The organism is Rhodococcus sp. USK13 (assembly GCF_018343855.1).
Taxonomy (GTDB): domain Bacteria; phylum Actinomycetota; class Actinomycetes; order Mycobacteriales; family Mycobacteriaceae; genus Rhodococcus_F; species Rhodococcus_F oxybenzonivorans.
Map to the genome: position 1 here is coordinate 2,865,037 of NZ_CP069242.1, position 14,094 is coordinate 2,879,130.

Consider the following 14,094-nt stretch of genomic DNA (forward strand, 5'->3'; position numbering starts at 1 on the left):
ACCCAAGGCCTGCCCTGCCCTGCCCCCCATCCGGACCGCACGAACGGGACGTTCGTTGCGTCAGATCGAACGAACGTCCCGTTCGTGTGGGCCGGCGATGACGGGCGCGACGAACTGCTCGATCATGGCGCGCTCGTCGTCGTCGTCGATTCCGGGAACGGTGAGCAGCGAGACGATGACGCGCACGAGCCACCGTGCTCGGCGTGACGTCTCCTCGCCACCCAGTCCCGTCTGCCCGAGGAAGGCGGCGCCCAGCGACTCGATGACCTCCGAGGAGTGCGCAATCTGTGCGGCAAGTCCCGAGTCGCCCAACTGGAACCATGCGGCCAAGGTGGGGTCGCGGCGGACGAGCCGGATCGCCGTGAGCATCGCCTCGACGATCACGGTCTGCTGGTCGGCGGTGCCCGAGACGTCTTGTGCGATCAGCGCACCGATGCGGCGGGCCTCGCGATGGACGAAGGCGAGTTGCAAAGCCTGACGGCTGTCGAAGTAACGGTAGAGGGTGGCGCGCGAACACCCTGCGGCCCGGGCAACCTCGGCCATCCCGACGGCGTTGATGCCGTTCTCGACGTACAACTGGGCCGCGACATCGAGGATGCGTTCGGCGGCGACGCGGGGACGTTCGTCGCGCATCCAGTCCCCGTTCACGATCCGCGCACCGTGAACGGGATACTCGTCGGGCGGCGCACGTAGTTGCCTTCCGCGTAGACGACGGCATCGATGTCGACGGTGAAGTCGGGGCAGCGGGCGAGCAGCTCCTCCAGGGTGATGCGTGCCTGCATTCGGGCAGCGGCCGCCCCGAGGCAGTGGTGGGCCCCGTGACTGAACGTCAGAATCTGCTTCGGTCGTCGTTGCACGTCGACCTCTTCGGCGTCGGATCCGAACTGGCGCGGGTCGCGGTTCGCTGCGCCGTACAGCAGCAACGTCTTTCGCCCCTCCGGGATGACGGTGCCCTCGATCTCGACGTCCCTCGTGGTGGTGCGGGCGAGGCCTTGCACCGGCGACGTCAGACGCAGAAGTTCTTCGACGGCATCGCCGATGAGTTCGGGGCGGTCGATGAGCAGTTGCCGTTGGTCGCGGCGCTCCGTCAGCAATTGCACTGCTCCGCCGAGCATTCCGGTGGTGGTGTCGTTGCCGCCCGTCACCATCGTGAAGGCGAATCCGAGGACCGAGAGCAAACCTTCCACGTCGCCGTCGGCGCCCATCCCGCCGGCGACGAGGTGGGAGATCGTATCGTCTTCGGGTTCGGTGCGACGACGCTCGATCAGCGTGGAGAAGTACGTCATCAACTCGGTGATTGCATCGGTCGCGTTCAGGGTGCCGCCCTGGGCGTTGGCCGCCACGATCGCCTCGGTCCAGCCGTCGAACCGGTCCCGGTCTTCTTCGGGAACCCCGAGGTAGTGGGCGACGACCATGCTGGGCAAGGGTTTGAACAGCTCCTTCACCACGTCGTCCTCGCCGATCTCGCGGAGCCGCTCGATCCGCTGCACCGCGAATTCCCGGACGGCGGGCTCCACGGCGGTGACCTGGCGTGGTGTGAAACCTTTCGACACCAGCCGCCGGAACGCGGTGTGATCGGGCGGGTCGAGCATCACCAGGGGAGGGTTGTCCTGCAGCCCGATTTTCTCCAGCTCGCCGTAGGTGGTGGTGAGTCCGGAAGCGGAAGAGAACGTGTCAGAGTCCCTCGCGGCAGCGTAGACATCCGCGTACCGGGAGAGCACCCAGTAGTCGTGCCCCGGGTGGTCCTCAGGAACGACGTGGTGCACAGGATCGTGATCGCGCAACTGCGCGTACATCTGCCACGGGTCGCGCCACGAGTCGCCCGACCTCGGCACGAAGGACACGCTGTTCGACACATTTGCGGTCATGTATCGATAGTGAGACACATGGGGAAATGTGTCAACCGTCACGATGCGTCGAGGAATGGCTCGGTTGTGCGTGCAGGCCCTTCCGATGTCGGATGACGCACCCGGCACCAGGTGCCACCGGCCGCGTCCACGCGCCGATCGCGATGGCTTAAGTGAGGATGACCGGGATGGTCGCGCAGACGGACCGGAGTGACTTGGCATTGCGGGTGGACAGCGCCACCACGAACGCGCCCTGAATCAGGGCGAGGAGTGCGTCGGCCAGTTCCTGGGGACTCCGATCGGCCCGGACATCTCCGTCGGCTTGGCCTCGAGTGAGGATGTCGCAGAGGCTGGAGTGCCAGATTCGAAGGTCTTCGTCGAGGTGGTGCCGAAAGGACTCGGAAGTGGCGGCTACTTCGGTGGAGAATTTGCCGACCAAGCACGCCCGTTGAAACCCGGAGTCGATGAAACCGTCGGCCATTGCGTCGAAATAGCCGGTCAGTTTCTCCACCGTGCCGAGTCCGGGGCGAACTGCCCAGGAGGCGAGCAAGTCCATCTGGAAGGAACAATATCGCTCCAGTACAGCTCGGCCGAACGCCTCTTTGGACCCGAAGTGGTGGTAAAACGATCCCTTCGGAACGCCGGTCGAATGGAGTAGGGCATCGACGGTCGTGCCGCTGAAACCGTGGGCATAGAACTCGCTCATGCCCTGTCGGAGCAGTCGCTCTTTGTGTGGGAGGTCTTTGTGGTTGCGCCGCTCGCCGTCAGGTTTCCGGCTGTCGTGCTTTGTCGTCGACTCCCGCATGGTGGCACCCGCCTGTCCCGATCGAAAAGACCTAGACCATCCAGTCTAGACAAGGATGGTTAAGGTCCCCGCGGTCGGTGTGAAAATCACGTTCCCGACATTCCCGTACTGAGGAAAGCGCGGGACTTGGGTTCGCGGCGATCCGGCGGGTCGACAGCCGGATCGCCGCAAGACTCGGTGCGGCCAGTGAGCCGACTTCGAAATCAAACTGTGCCGATTACAGGGCAACCTCGAACAGACCGGCACCACCCAGGCCGGTCGCGGCGCACATCGTCACGACGACGTACTTCGCGCCGCGCCGCTTGCCTTCGATCAGGGCGTGTCCCGCCATGCGGGCTCCGCTCATGCCGTAGGGGTGGCCGATCGAAATGGCGCCACCGTTCACGTTGAGAAGTTCGTCGGGGATGCCCAGCTTGTCACGGCAGTAGACCGCCTGAACCGCGAAGGCCTCGTTGAGCTCCCACAGACCGATATCGTTGACGCTCAGGCCGAAACGGTCCAGCAACGCCGGTACCGCGTACACGGGCGCGATGCCCATCTCGTCGGGTTCGACGCCGACACTGGTGTAGCCACGGAAGTATCCGAGCGGCTCGATACCTTCTTTTTCCGCGGTGTCGCGATTCATCACGATGACCGCCGACGCACCATCGGAGAGCTGGCTTGCGTTACCCGCCGTGACACACCCATCGGCACGCATCACCGGCTTCAGGGACTGCAGGCCTTCCAACGTGGTGCTGGGCCGGTTGCCTTCATCGTGTGTGAGGGTCACGGTACTGAACGATTCCTCGCCAGTTTCCTTGTTGACGACTCGCTTGACCGATTCCATCGGAACGATCTCGTTGTCCAGCAGACCTGCGGCCTGGGCGGCGGCCGTACGCTGCTGGCTCTGGAACGAAAACTCGTCCTGAGACTCCCGGCTCACGCCGTAGCGATCGTAGACCACCTCTGCCGTTTCAATCATGTGCATGTAGTAGTCGGGCTTGTTCTGCCTGATCCACGGCTCTTCGATCATGAAGTCGTAGCCCGGGACCTGAATCATGCTAATCGATTCGACGCCGCCGGCGGCGACCACATCAAGCCCCTCTTGGAGCACGCGATAGGAACCCGCGACAATCGCTTCCAACCCCGACGTGCAGAACTTACTGACGGTGATTGCCGGTGTCGTGACAGGGATTCCGGCGCGGATCGCGATCTGACGCGCGATGTCACCGCTTTGCACTCCGGTCGTAAGCGCCGCTCCCATCACGACGTCCTGGACGCGGGACGGCTCGAGTCCGGCCTTCTTCAGCGCGTGCTCGACGGCGTGCCCGCCGAGAGTCGCACTATGCGTATTGTTGAACGCGCCGCGGTAGGCTTTCCCGATCGGGGTGCGCGCCGTCGAGACGATTGCTGCTTCTCTCATGATTCTTCTGTCCTTCGATGGTGGATGTCGAGCTGTTCTTTTCGGTGCGTGCCGACTCAGTTGCCGGTGTAAACGCCGGCCCGGCGCTCCTTGAACGAAACGATGCCTTCGGCGGCATCGCTGGTTCCGATGATTTCGGTGCGCAGCGGGGGAATCATCTCGAAAGCGGCGGCCAACCCCTCCTCGGCGGCACGACGGGAAACGGCCAGCGAATGACGCACGCCCCTGGGCGCCGCGGCCGCGATCTCGTTGGCCAGCTCCAGGGCTCGATCGAAGAGCTGCTCCGCCGGAACGACCTCCTGCACCAGGCCGATCCGGTGCGCCTCTGTCGCATCCAGGTGGTGGCCGGTGAGCAGGTATCGCTGAGCGTTCGCGTAGCCGACACTCGCCGCCCACCGGGCCGCGCCGCCCTCGAAGGCGAACACGCCACGCAGAACCTCTGGCTGACCGAACAGCGTGCCCTCGGCGGCGACGATGAACTCGCCCGCGAGCGCGAGCTCGAGCCCACCTGCGAAGCACATGCCGTGCACAGCGGTGATCAGCGGCTTCGATAACCGGGCACCCTCGAGACCGAACGGGTCGTACTGCCCTTCGCCGTAGGAGAGTGAGTCACTTTCGATAAGGTCCTTCAACTGCGTCAAATCAGCGCCGGCGCAGTACGATCCGCCCTCCCCGTACAACACGGCGCAGCGCAGATCGTCGTCGTTGTCGTAGCGCTTGTATGCCTCGGCCAGGGCGTCGAGCATCTCTCCGGTCAGCGCGTTCCGCTTGTCCGGTCGATTCAGGCCGATCAACAACACGTTTCCGCGTACCTCGGTAGTGATAGTGCTGGACTTCACGCCAGCTGCGATCGTCGATTCAGGCATTCTTTACGCTCCTTCTGTTGGACAAACTGCGGCCCACCCAAGGGCGAGCTCTTGTTGGCGGGACGAACGTCGCCGGTTCGGTTCTTCCGATATCGGCAACGCGGCTAACTGAAAATAGAGATCGGCCATGACGCGGCCCGTCAGCTCTGCGCCGCCCAGAGTGTTGGGTCCGACAGGCCTTTGTTTATCGCCGCCGGGGGAGCCGGCCACAACTCAATTGAGAAAATGCGCAATCGCGGCCTTGGCTTCTGTTGAATGGCAACGTTTTCGAAAAAACTCTGCTTCCTCGTCGATTACCTGGAGGATTTCGAGTCGGTCGCGATGGAGAAGGCGTTTGGTGATCCGCACCGATTCGGTGGGCAGTTCCTGAAGAGAGCTTGCGGTCTCGAGGGCAGCAGCGAGTGCGGTCCCGTCGGCGACTGCACGGTTGATGAGACCGGCCTCTTCTGCCCGCTTCGAGGTGAATTTCTTTCCGAGCATCAGCAACTCGGTGGCCAGTTTGACACCGGCGATACGGGGCAACACAAGTGTTGTGGCGCCTTCAGGGGTCAGGCCTAGAGTGACAAACGGCAGCGAGAAGACGGTCGAACTGCCCGCGAAAGCTAAGTCGCAGTGCAGGAGCATGCTCGCCCCGATGCCGACCGCAAATCCCTCGACTGCCGCGACAATCGGTTTCTCTGTCGCGACCAAGGTACGCAGAAGATCGAATGCAGCCATCGAATCGGGCTGATCCCGAAAATCGACAAGATCATTGCCGGCGGTGAAAACGCCACCACTACCCGTAATGACGATGACGCGTACTTCGTGGTCGCGGTCGGCCTCCACAATGCCCTCGGCCAGTGCAACATAGGTTTCGATATCGAAGGCGTTGCGTTTGGCTGGTCTGTCGATTGTCAACAGGCGAATGCCGGGTTCCACCGTATCGGTAATGAGGGACATCTTGTTCCTTCGAGGTTTGGTGCCCAAATATGGTGCGGCCAGCGGCGGACCTACACATTTGCCGAAAATGCGGCCGCGCGGCCGATGGAGTGCACTGAGCCGGTGTCGATGGCCACGCGTTCGGCATTCGAAGTGCGCCGCCGCGCGGGCGACGATGCACTGCAATCCCCGCCCGACCGAATGCGCTTTAGACTATGCCGTCTAGACCAGACCGTCAAGAGCGGAGGGTGAATAAAGCGTCGGCTCGATGGGGTATCGAACGAGTGACCTAACCGATTACAGTCATGTCAATGGAACACAAGCCCGGAGAAGGCTCAGCCGTGACTTGGTCTGCCTGCGCGCGGTACGAGATTGCGCCGGCGCCGGCCGGGTTGGCGCTGGTGCACGACTTCGTCAACACGATCTCGACCGGACGCCCGCGAGAGATCGACCTACTCGGCAGCCTTCCTGACGCACAGGCCTGGCTCGATCGAGCGCTGGCGACCTGGGCGGCGCGATCAGGGCAGTCGGCTGCGCCGGTCCGTCTCGCCGCCCGTGACCTGGAGGAGCTCGTCGGGCTGCGCTCCGAATTGCTGCAGCTACTCGAGCCGCGCGTTGGCGGCGTTGGCCACGATGCACCGGTAGTTCATGTCGCGGCGGCGGCCCTACGGCTCGATCGCGGTGGACACGCGGTTCTCGAGCCCCGCGGCCAAGGGTGGCGGTACTTCGCCGCCGTGGTCTTGCTCGAGGTCTTCCAGGCCCAACAGGCGGGCGCGTGGCGTCGACTCAAGATCTGCCGAAATACGCGCTGCGGGGCGGCTTTCTACGATTCCTCGCGCAATAACAGTGCAGTGTGGCATTCCGCCAAGCTGTGCGGAAACCCGGAAAACCTGCGTGCGCACAGGGCCCGTCAGCGCGCCCGAACCTCCGAATCGTAGTGGGCCGAGACAGCGAGTGTGCATAGTCGCTCGTGAGGTTGGGCGATGAAATGGTGCCATGGTGTGAAATGACCAAAACTGATACGGTCATTTCTTGCATGCCTAGCCCGCATCTTCGGATCCTCAGGAGGAAACACGTGACCACAACCCCAGGTGTCGTGCGGACAGCGCAGGTTCTCGGGCGCCCCTTCGGTGTTGGTGACCTGGTAGTACCCAACCGCATCGTCATGGCGCCGCTGACGCGGTACTTTTCGCCGGGCGGAGTCCCCGGCGATGATGTGGCCCAGTATTACGCGCGTCGCGCTGCCGCGGACGTCGGCCTGATCATCACCGAGGGGACGTTGGTGCAGCACGCCTCATCAGGCACCAGTGAGCGGGTCCCACGCTTCTGGGGCGGCGAAGCCCTCGCCGGTTGGAGGAATGTGGTGTCGGCTGTGCACCAGGCCGGAGGAAAGATAATTCCCCAACTTTGGCACGTGGGCTCTACTCGCACCGAAGGGGCGGGACCCATCAGTACAGCGCCGCCCGTGGGTCCCTCCGGTTTGGCCCTCGATGGTATGCCCCACGGAATTGCACTCAGTGCCGCTGACATCGATGACGTCATCGGAAGCTTCGCCACCGCGGCCACGGCCGCCCAGGACCTGGGATTCGACGGTCTGGAACTGCACGGTGCCCACGGCTACCTCGTTGACCAATTCCTCTGGGAACGGACCAATCGGCGTACCGATGCCTATGGCGGTGACCTCGCATCCAGGGTTCGCTTCGCCGCCGAGGTCGTCGAGGCCGTCCGGGCGGCAGTCACACCCGGATTCCCTATCTTCTTCCGGCTGTCGCAGTGGAAGTCGGGACAGTTCGACGCGCGTATCGCCCACACGCCCACGGAACTGGAGGCAATCTTGGCCCCGCTGGCCGACGCCGGTGTCGATGTTTTCCACGCTTCTACTCGCCGCTACTGGCTTCCGGAGTTCGAAGGCAGCGACCTGAATCTTGCCGGCTGGGCCAAGAAAGTCACTGGTAAAGCATCGGTTACGGTCGGATCCGTCGGTCTGGACAAGGAGTTCGCCGGGCCTGATGGCAGGCCAACGAAGTCTGCGGTCGCGGACATCGCTGAACTGCTCGACCGTGCTGAACGCGATGAATTCGACCTCGTTGCAGTCGGCCGCGCGCTGATCGCCGACCCCGAGTGGGCTCGCAAAGCGTTCGCGGGTCGCCTGAACGATGCCGATCCGTACGACGCTGCGCTCCTCGAGTCTCTCTACTGACTTCCGCGTGAAGGTGACTCTCGATCCACGCCTGCACCGCAAGCCTTCTCGACACGACAAGGTTTGCACGACCGAGTTGGCGGTATCACTCTCTCGCGCAGCATGAATCAACGAGACGCCGGCCACATTGCCGACGTGCTTACATCGAAATAATAAACGGTTCTTCGACGGCCGGATCCGGGCAAGTTCGCCTGGACCGGCCGTTGTGCGCGTTATTGGCATACCTCGTCGGCGCGGTTCCCGGGCGTAGAAATACCGTCACCCGTCGCCCTGGTCCTATTGACGGGGACGTGGCGTTCGTAATCTTGGTTGTGGCTTAGACCACACCGATGGCCAGGTTGCCAGCTTCGAAGGACAGGGAGAACGACATGCCGATGTGGAAGATTTACGTGCCCGAAGGTGCGTACAGCAAGGAACAGAAGAAGGCGTTCACGGATGCGATCACCGACACCTACGTGGACTTCGCGGGGCTGCCGCGGTTCTACGTCGTGGTTGTGTTCCACGACCAGCCGGCCGACTCCATCTGGGTCGGCGGGGAACCGGCGAACGATTTCGTTCGCATCACGATCGATCACATTGCCCGCCGTATGCCGGATTCGGACGATTTCCGGGATATGACCATGGCCGCTTTCGAGGACACAATCGCGCCCCACGTCAAGGACCGCGGTTTCCGCTGGGAGATCCATATGGATGAAACCCCGATCCAACTGTGGCGGACCAATGGGATCAAGCCGCCGCCCGCAGATTCGGACGCGGAGCGGGAATGGGTGCGCCTGAACGCCGCCGCCGAGTGGGAGATGGTCTAGCGGCTCGAGCCGCATCGAGGGTGGGCGTCTGCGTAGATACGCGCCGGACATTTCGACTACCCGACCGCGTCAACACATCCGAACCTTTCACTATGAGTTCACAGGCAACGTCGTTGCCGCCCGGTCGTGCCACGGCCGTCACGAGAGGAATCAAGAGAATGTCCCCATCGCCCAGCGCCGAGGACCTGTACAAGTTCATCGGACTGACGTTCGAACAGGCCAAGAGCGACCCGAAAATCGTCGAGAAGCTTTCGAGCACCAAGGGAGTGCTCAAGGTGCTCACCACCGAGCCCAACGGCGTCGTGATCATCGACATCTCGGGCATGACCGCCGTCCAGGGCAGCGCCGACGCTGAGTCGGACTGCACCCTCCGCATGACCGGTGAATATGCGAACCGTTTCTGGCAGGGCGACCTGAATCTCCTCTTGTCCGTGACGTCGGGCGCGATCGGCATCGAAGGGAAGATGGCCACCTTGGCCAAGGCCATTCCGGCAGCCAAGGAACTCTTCCCGACGTACATCAAGCTGCTGACGGACGCCGGCCGAGCGGACCTTCTCGTGTGATGATGCTTTTCGAACGATGGAACACCGCGTCGTGATGGACGATTCGGTCTCGGCGCTCGACCTTCGGCAGGTCGAGCGCCGAGACCGCCTGGCAGCGTGGGAGCGGGCGATGGCGGGTCGGCTTGTGCCCATGGGGGTCGACCTCTCGGCCGACTCGGACGACGACCCCCATGGGATGTGCCGATCCCTCGACCTCAGCGATATCAGAGTCACCCAATGGGATTGCCCTGAGCTGAAACTCGTTCGCACGAAACGAATGGTCGAGACGACGGATATCGAGGCGCTGATTCTCCTCACCGCATCGGCGGGGAGTCAATTCTTCGAATTGGATTCAGGCACCGCATGTATGGAATCTGGGTCCGCTCTCATTTCGACGACTCGAGTCGCGTACTCCTCCACCGTGTCGAGCGGGCTTCGGAAGCGGAGCGTAGTCATCCCGTTCGCGGCCCTCGCCCCTTATGACACCGGCGGCGCGGTTCCCGACTGCCTGATGCTCGACCAATCTCGTCCGCTGACGCGCCTGCTGATCAGCTTCGTGGACAGCATGGGTACCCACATCACGTCCATGGACCCAGCCGAGGTCGACGCCGCGCGCGACGCGCTGCTCACGCTCGTGGCCGGGGTGATCCGCAGCAACACCTGCGCGGCGTACGACGGACCGGCCCTGCTTCCGGCCCTGCGGTCACAGCTCGAGGGGTGGATCAAGGAACACCTACGCGGTGGCCCGATCCGCGTGGTCGACATGGCCAAGGCATTCAATGTCTCGAGCCGTACGGTGCATCGAGCCTTCTCCCTGACAGGAGACACAGTCGGATCGGTCGTTCGTATGCAGAGACTCGCCGGTGCCCGCCGCGATGTCGTCGCCACCAGTCTCCCGATCGGGTCTATCGCCCACCGTTGGGGGTACTACGACGCCAGCCATTTCGGTCGCGAGTTCAAGACTTTTCTGACCATGTCGCCGAGCGACTATCGGGATAGTTTCGGAACCTCCCATGTCGGCAAGCGTTCCGATATCGAAACGCCGAACCCGCGATTTGCATCGACCATGAACGACTTGGCCAGCTAATCAACTCTGCAAAGGCTCCCCGCATGACTCAAACAACCGAAGACCTGTACAAGTGCACACTCTACGCTGATGGTGATCCCAACGGCATGGCATCGTTGACTGGACTACTTCTCCAAGAGAATTTCGACAATTTTCCGGGACGACGCAAGACAGCCGCTCGAATGACACGGCCGATTGCATTGCGCGAAGGCGGATCCGGGACAGAATGCACAATTCTCTTCGGATCCGACAAGGCCTTGGTTCTGAACGATATAGCCGGGTTACCAAGTGTCACCGTGATCGACACGACGGGCGATCAGCTGATGGCCGTGTCACAGCTGAGGATGCGGGCGGGCGGGCTGATCCCGACAGGCTTCTTCAGCAGGCAGGGTATGGCTGTGATCCGCGCAATTCTCCGCAGGGAGCTCATCGTCAAGGGGCTGATCGCACACCCGATTACGGTTCTTCGGTTCATTGCGCTGATGTCGACCGCGTAAGCGCGTTCGAACCAACTCGCTGGAGTGGCGTGGCAATACCGCCACCGGTCGTCGTGGTCCTAGTGAGCGCCACGTTCCGCTCCTAACCTAAGTTGCGACCCAGGCCACATATCTGGTTCGTCACAGTGCCCGCTCCAATGGAGAAAGCAACTTCGTTGCCGCCCGGTCGTGTTACGGCCGTCACGAGAGGAACAACCAACAGATGTCCGCAACACCGACCGCCGAGGAACTGTACAAGTACATCGGCATGGCTTTCGAACAGGCAAAGAGCGACCCGGACCTGTTCGAAAAGCTCTCGAACACGCCGGGGGTCTTCAAGGTGCTCACCACCGAACCCGACGGCTGCATGATCATCGACATACCGAACCTGAGCGCCGTTCCCGGCGCCGCGGACGAGGAGGCAGATGCCATCCTCAGGATGACGGGCGAATATGCGAACCGCTTCTGGCAGGGCGATCTCAATCTGACCATGGCTGTGATGAAGGGCAACATCGGCATGGAAGGGAAAATGGCAATCGTCGCCAAAGCTGTGGCGGCGCAAACGAAGCTCTTCCCGGTCTACATCGAGCTGCTGAAGAAGGACGGACGGACGGACCTGCTCGTCAAGTGATGCCGTCCGAAAGATGGAACGCAACTTCGTGACAGACGACTGGTCGCGACGCTCGACCTCCGTCAGGTCGAGCGTCGCGATCGGCGAGCCGTGCAACCCGCGCGTGGTCGCCCGGACCTTCCACTTTCCACCGTCGAGGACAGGGCTCACCAGCGATTCGGGTCGCGAAGATCCGTCGTGCAGGAGTTCGAAGTTGGCGACGCTCCGCGCCCGCCGTCCGAGCGGCCGACCAGGGTCACGTACGCTGACGGCTCCACCTTCATCACCTCGGGAAAGAGATCATGGCGCGGTTCGAGAACGTCAGCGTGGCCAAGAAGGCCAATGTGTACTTCGACGGCAAATGCGTGAGCTACAACATTGAGCTCGCCGACGGCACCTCCAAGTCGGTCGGTGTTATCCAGCCCTCGATCCTGACGTTCAACACTGCCGCGCCGGAAATCATGGAACTGATCGACGGCGAATGCAAGGTCACGCTCGCCGGTCAGCCCGGAACCCTCACCTACCGCGGCGGCGATTCGTTCAACGTCCCCGGCAACAGCTCATTTGAGATCGAGGTCCTGACAACGCTGCACTACGTCTGCCACTTCGGCTGAACTGGCCGCCGTAGCGGCCAAGACTTCGGCCTATGTGGTCGCGCACCAGGCGTCAACAGTGAGTGCGTCGAGGTCGTCACCTCGAGTCCGGCCGCGGTTGACGATGCCGACGGCCTCGCCCTGTTTGGCTGCATGTCGCGCGAAACGCGGGCCGGCCTCAACATCAGCGAGGAACCCGCGATCAAGAGCGTGTCCGTGGCGTCGACCAGTTCGAACGATGCGGCGGCGCAATCCTCGAGCGCGTTCTCTCCGGAGTACACGATGTCCGGCCCGAGCATGCCGCCGCAGCGTGCGTAGTCCACCTTTTGAAGATTCGCGGTACGGCGACCACCGCATCTTCGTCGGGTCCGACCTCGTCGACCAGTTCGGCCCATGGTCTTATCGACATCATCGAGCGTGAACGCCCCACATCCTTCGGCGCCGTGCTCGCGATCCACAACATGCTCGACGCGCTTCCCCGGAAATCGTCCTCGACACGACGTCACGGCGATTGGAATTTGCGAGACCGCGACCGTCAGCGCAATCTGATCGCACGTCGAACCCGTGCCGGAAAATCACTTAACACCCACATCAATGTGACCCTTGCCACAGGAAAGTGCACCGCGTAGCCTATCCCTAACTTCGTTACAACTTTCATTATGGACTGCGAGCAACCTCGTTGCCGTCCAGTTGCGCCACGGCCTTCAGGATTGGAATCGATCACATGTCTACTTCACGCAGCGCCGGATCTCCTCGGTCCTGTGACTACAGGCGCAATGATCGACCGAAATATGACGACCTCGCCCAGAGTCGTTCCGGCGGCCACACAGCTGTTTCCGAAGTACGTCGTGCTGCTGAAGAACGCTGGACGGACGGACATTCTCGTTCGGGGCCGCTGGAACAGAGCGTCATGAAAGACGACTCGGTCCCCCTGCTCGACCTCTGCCAGGTCGAGCGTCGGGACCGCCGGTCGGCTTGGGAGAACGTGATGGCTGAGCGGCTCGTGCCGATGGGAATCGATATCTCGGCCGACGCAGAGGGTGGAGGCCACGGATTACTACGATCCCTCGATTTGAGCGACATCAAAGTCACTGAGTGGGATTGCCCCACACTGAAAGTGAGTCGCACGAAGCGTTTGATCGAAACGTCGAACACCGAGGTGCTGATGCTGCTCACAGCATCATCCGGCACTCAACACTTCGAACTGCAATCGGGCACCGCTCGCATGGGACCTGGAACCGGCCTCATCTCGACGGGTCGAGTGGCGTACAAATCGACCGTATCGTCCGGCCTCCGGAAACGCAGTGTGGTCATCCCCCTGTCCGCACTGGCGTCATACGACACCGGCGGTTCTATCCCTGATTGTGTGATGCTCGATCAATCCCGCCCGCTGGCGCGGGTCCTGATCAGTTTCGTAGAAAGCATGGGTTCGCACGTATCGTCCATGGACGCCGCAGACGCAGAGGCGGCGCGAGAGGCGCTGCTCACGCTGGTGGCCGGGGTGATCCGGAGCAGCACCCGTGCGGCATGTGACGGTCCTACGCTCCTGCCCGCCCTCCGATCACAGCTCGATCAGTGGATCAAGCAGCACCTTCGGAGCGGCCCGATCCGCGTCGCTGACATGGCCAGAGCGTTCAACGTCTCGAGCCGCACGGTGCATCGCGCCTTCTCCCTCACGGGCGACACCGTCGGGTCGGTTGTGCGCATGCAGAGACTCGCCAGCGCACGCCGCGACGTGGTCGCCACTGACATTCCAATCGGGTCTATCGCCCACCGTTGGGGGTTTTACGACGCAAGCCATTTCGGTCGCGAATTCCGAAAGTTCCTGTCGATGTCGCCCAGCGACTATCGGGAGTGCTTCGGCATTGCCAGTGTCGAGATGCAGGCGGAAACGGACACCCTGAACCCGCACTCTGCGTCGACAATTGATGACTTGGCCAGCTGAATCGGGCCGGAGCGGCAA

The 14,094-nt window shown here is 62.5% G+C and carries 16 protein-coding genes; 10 read left to right on the forward strand and 6 right to left on the reverse strand.

The genetic code is table 11. The features are described from left to right. Positions 1 to 60: 60 nt before the first annotated feature. The 6 genes from JQT59_RS15790 to JQT59_RS15815 form a co-directional block, all read right to left on the reverse strand. On the reverse strand, positions 61 to 648 hold the full coding sequence (locus JQT59_RS15790; protein ID WP_213576898.1) for a TetR/AcrR family transcriptional regulator: 588 nt from the start codon (positions 646 to 648) through the stop codon (positions 61 to 63). Then, a complete protein-coding gene (locus tag JQT59_RS15795) occupies positions 645 to 1,868 on the reverse strand; it encodes a cytochrome P450 (protein ID WP_213576899.1) in 1,224 nt (407 codons plus the stop codon). The genes JQT59_RS15790 and JQT59_RS15795 overlap by 4 nt, the downstream gene beginning before the upstream one ends. A gap of 148 nt (positions 1,869 to 2,016) precedes the next feature. Further along, entirely contained in the window at positions 2,017 to 2,568 is a 552-nt protein-coding gene (locus JQT59_RS15800; RefSeq protein WP_502939853.1) for a TetR/AcrR family transcriptional regulator, read from the reverse strand. 301 nt (positions 2,569 to 2,869) lie between these two features. Beyond that, positions 2,870 to 4,054 carry an acetyl-CoA C-acyltransferase gene (locus tag JQT59_RS15805; protein ID WP_213576901.1) on the reverse strand — a complete coding sequence of 395 codons (1,185 nt, stop codon included), beginning with the start codon at positions 4,052 to 4,054 and terminating at the stop codon, positions 2,870 to 2,872. A 56-nt stretch (positions 4,055 to 4,110) separates the two neighbouring features. Continuing rightward, on the reverse strand, positions 4,111 to 4,920 hold the full coding sequence (locus JQT59_RS15810) for a crotonase/enoyl-CoA hydratase family protein (RefSeq protein ID WP_213576902.1): 810 nt from the start codon (positions 4,918 to 4,920) through the stop codon (positions 4,111 to 4,113). Between the two features lie 213 nt (positions 4,921 to 5,133). Further along, a complete protein-coding gene (locus JQT59_RS15815; protein WP_213576903.1) occupies positions 5,134 to 5,859 on the reverse strand; it encodes an enoyl-CoA hydratase/isomerase family protein in 726 nt (241 codons plus the stop codon). Positions 5,860 to 6,179: 320 nt separating this feature from the next. Here JQT59_RS15815 and JQT59_RS15820 point away from each other — a divergent pair, with 320 nt between their 5' ends. The 10 genes from JQT59_RS15820 to JQT59_RS15865 all read left to right on the forward strand — a co-directional run bounded on the left by JQT59_RS15820 (position 6,180) and on the right by JQT59_RS15865 (position 14,076). Further along, on the forward strand, positions 6,180 to 6,776 hold the full coding sequence (locus JQT59_RS15820) for a CGNR zinc finger domain-containing protein (RefSeq protein ID WP_213576904.1): 597 nt from the start codon (positions 6,180 to 6,182) through the stop codon (positions 6,774 to 6,776). Between the two features lie 137 nt (positions 6,777 to 6,913). After that, positions 6,914 to 8,038 (forward strand): NADH:flavin oxidoreductase, encoded by a 1,125-nt coding sequence (locus tag JQT59_RS15825; RefSeq protein WP_349307024.1) that lies wholly within the window; start codon positions 6,914 to 6,916, stop codon positions 8,036 to 8,038. A gap of 329 nt (positions 8,039 to 8,367) precedes the next feature. Beyond that, positions 8,368 to 8,844, forward strand: coding sequence for a tautomerase family protein (locus tag JQT59_RS15830; RefSeq protein ID WP_349307025.1), 477 nt, complete (start codon positions 8,368 to 8,370; stop codon positions 8,842 to 8,844). 158 nt (positions 8,845 to 9,002) lie between these two features. Beyond that, positions 9,003 to 9,407, forward strand: coding sequence for an SCP2 sterol-binding domain-containing protein (locus JQT59_RS15835; protein WP_213576906.1), 405 nt, complete (start codon positions 9,003 to 9,005; stop codon positions 9,405 to 9,407). Positions 9,408 to 9,441: 34 nt separating this feature from the next. Then, entirely contained in the window at positions 9,442 to 10,473 is a 1,032-nt protein-coding gene (locus JQT59_RS15840; RefSeq protein WP_249354461.1) for an AraC family transcriptional regulator, read from the forward strand. A 275-nt stretch (positions 10,474 to 10,748) separates the two neighbouring features. Then, a complete protein-coding gene (locus tag JQT59_RS15845; RefSeq protein WP_249354463.1) occupies positions 10,749 to 10,949 on the forward strand; it encodes a hypothetical protein in 201 nt (66 codons plus the stop codon). A gap of 202 nt (positions 10,950 to 11,151) precedes the next feature. Beyond that, positions 11,152 to 11,559: an SCP2 sterol-binding domain-containing protein gene (locus JQT59_RS15850; protein WP_213576908.1), complete on the forward strand. Its 408-nt coding sequence runs from the start codon at positions 11,152 to 11,154 to the stop codon at positions 11,557 to 11,559. Between the two features lie 281 nt (positions 11,560 to 11,840). Further along, the gene (gene ppnP / locus JQT59_RS15855; protein WP_213576909.1) at positions 11,841 to 12,152 is read left to right on the forward strand and encodes a pyrimidine/purine nucleoside phosphorylase; all 312 of its coding nucleotides are present in this window, start codon (positions 11,841 to 11,843) and stop codon (positions 12,150 to 12,152) included. Between the two features lie 132 nt (positions 12,153 to 12,284). Next, entirely contained in the window at positions 12,285 to 12,449 is a 165-nt protein-coding gene (locus tag JQT59_RS38035) for a hypothetical protein (protein WP_349307026.1), read from the forward strand. A 406-nt stretch (positions 12,450 to 12,855) separates the two neighbouring features. After that, the gene (locus tag JQT59_RS15865) at positions 12,856 to 14,076 is read left to right on the forward strand and encodes an AraC family transcriptional regulator (protein ID WP_249354465.1); all 1,221 of its coding nucleotides are present in this window, start codon (positions 12,856 to 12,858) and stop codon (positions 14,074 to 14,076) included. The last annotated feature ends 18 nt before the right edge of the window (positions 14,077 to 14,094 follow it).

What these genes read in the sequence shown, in the direction of transcription:
- JQT59_RS15815 (WP_213576903.1), bottom strand. Translation starts at nt 5,859, where the DNA reads ATGTCCCTCATTACCGATACGGTGGAACCCGGCATTCGCCTGTTGACA.
- JQT59_RS15840 (WP_249354461.1), top strand. Translation starts at nt 9,442, where the DNA reads ATGGACGATTCGGTCTCGGCGCTCGACCTTCGGCAGGTCGAGCGCCGA.
- ppnP (WP_213576909.1), top strand. Translation starts at nt 11,841, where the DNA reads ATGGCGCGGTTCGAGAACGTCAGCGTGGCCAAGAAGGCCAATGTGTAC.
- JQT59_RS15865 (WP_249354465.1), top strand. Translation starts at nt 12,856, where the DNA reads ATGTCTACTTCACGCAGCGCCGGATCTCCTCGGTCCTGTGACTACAGG.
- JQT59_RS15850 (WP_213576908.1), top strand. Translation starts at nt 11,152, where the DNA reads ATGTCCGCAACACCGACCGCCGAGGAACTGTACAAGTACATCGGCATG.
- JQT59_RS15835 (WP_213576906.1), top strand. Translation starts at nt 9,003, where the DNA reads ATGTCCCCATCGCCCAGCGCCGAGGACCTGTACAAGTTCATCGGACTG.
- JQT59_RS38035 (WP_349307026.1), top strand. Translation starts at nt 12,285, where the DNA reads ATGTCGCGCGAAACGCGGGCCGGCCTCAACATCAGCGAGGAACCCGCG.
- JQT59_RS15805 (WP_213576901.1), bottom strand. Translation starts at nt 4,054, where the DNA reads ATGAGAGAAGCAGCAATCGTCTCGACGGCGCGCACCCCGATCGGGAAA.
- JQT59_RS15795 (WP_213576899.1), bottom strand. Translation starts at nt 1,868, where the DNA reads ATGACCGCAAATGTGTCGAACAGCGTGTCCTTCGTGCCGAGGTCGGGC.
- JQT59_RS15830 (WP_349307025.1), top strand. Translation starts at nt 8,368, where the DNA reads ATGGCCAGGTTGCCAGCTTCGAAGGACAGGGAGAACGACATGCCGATG.
- JQT59_RS15810 (WP_213576902.1), bottom strand. Translation starts at nt 4,920, where the DNA reads ATGCCTGAATCGACGATCGCAGCTGGCGTGAAGTCCAGCACTATCACT.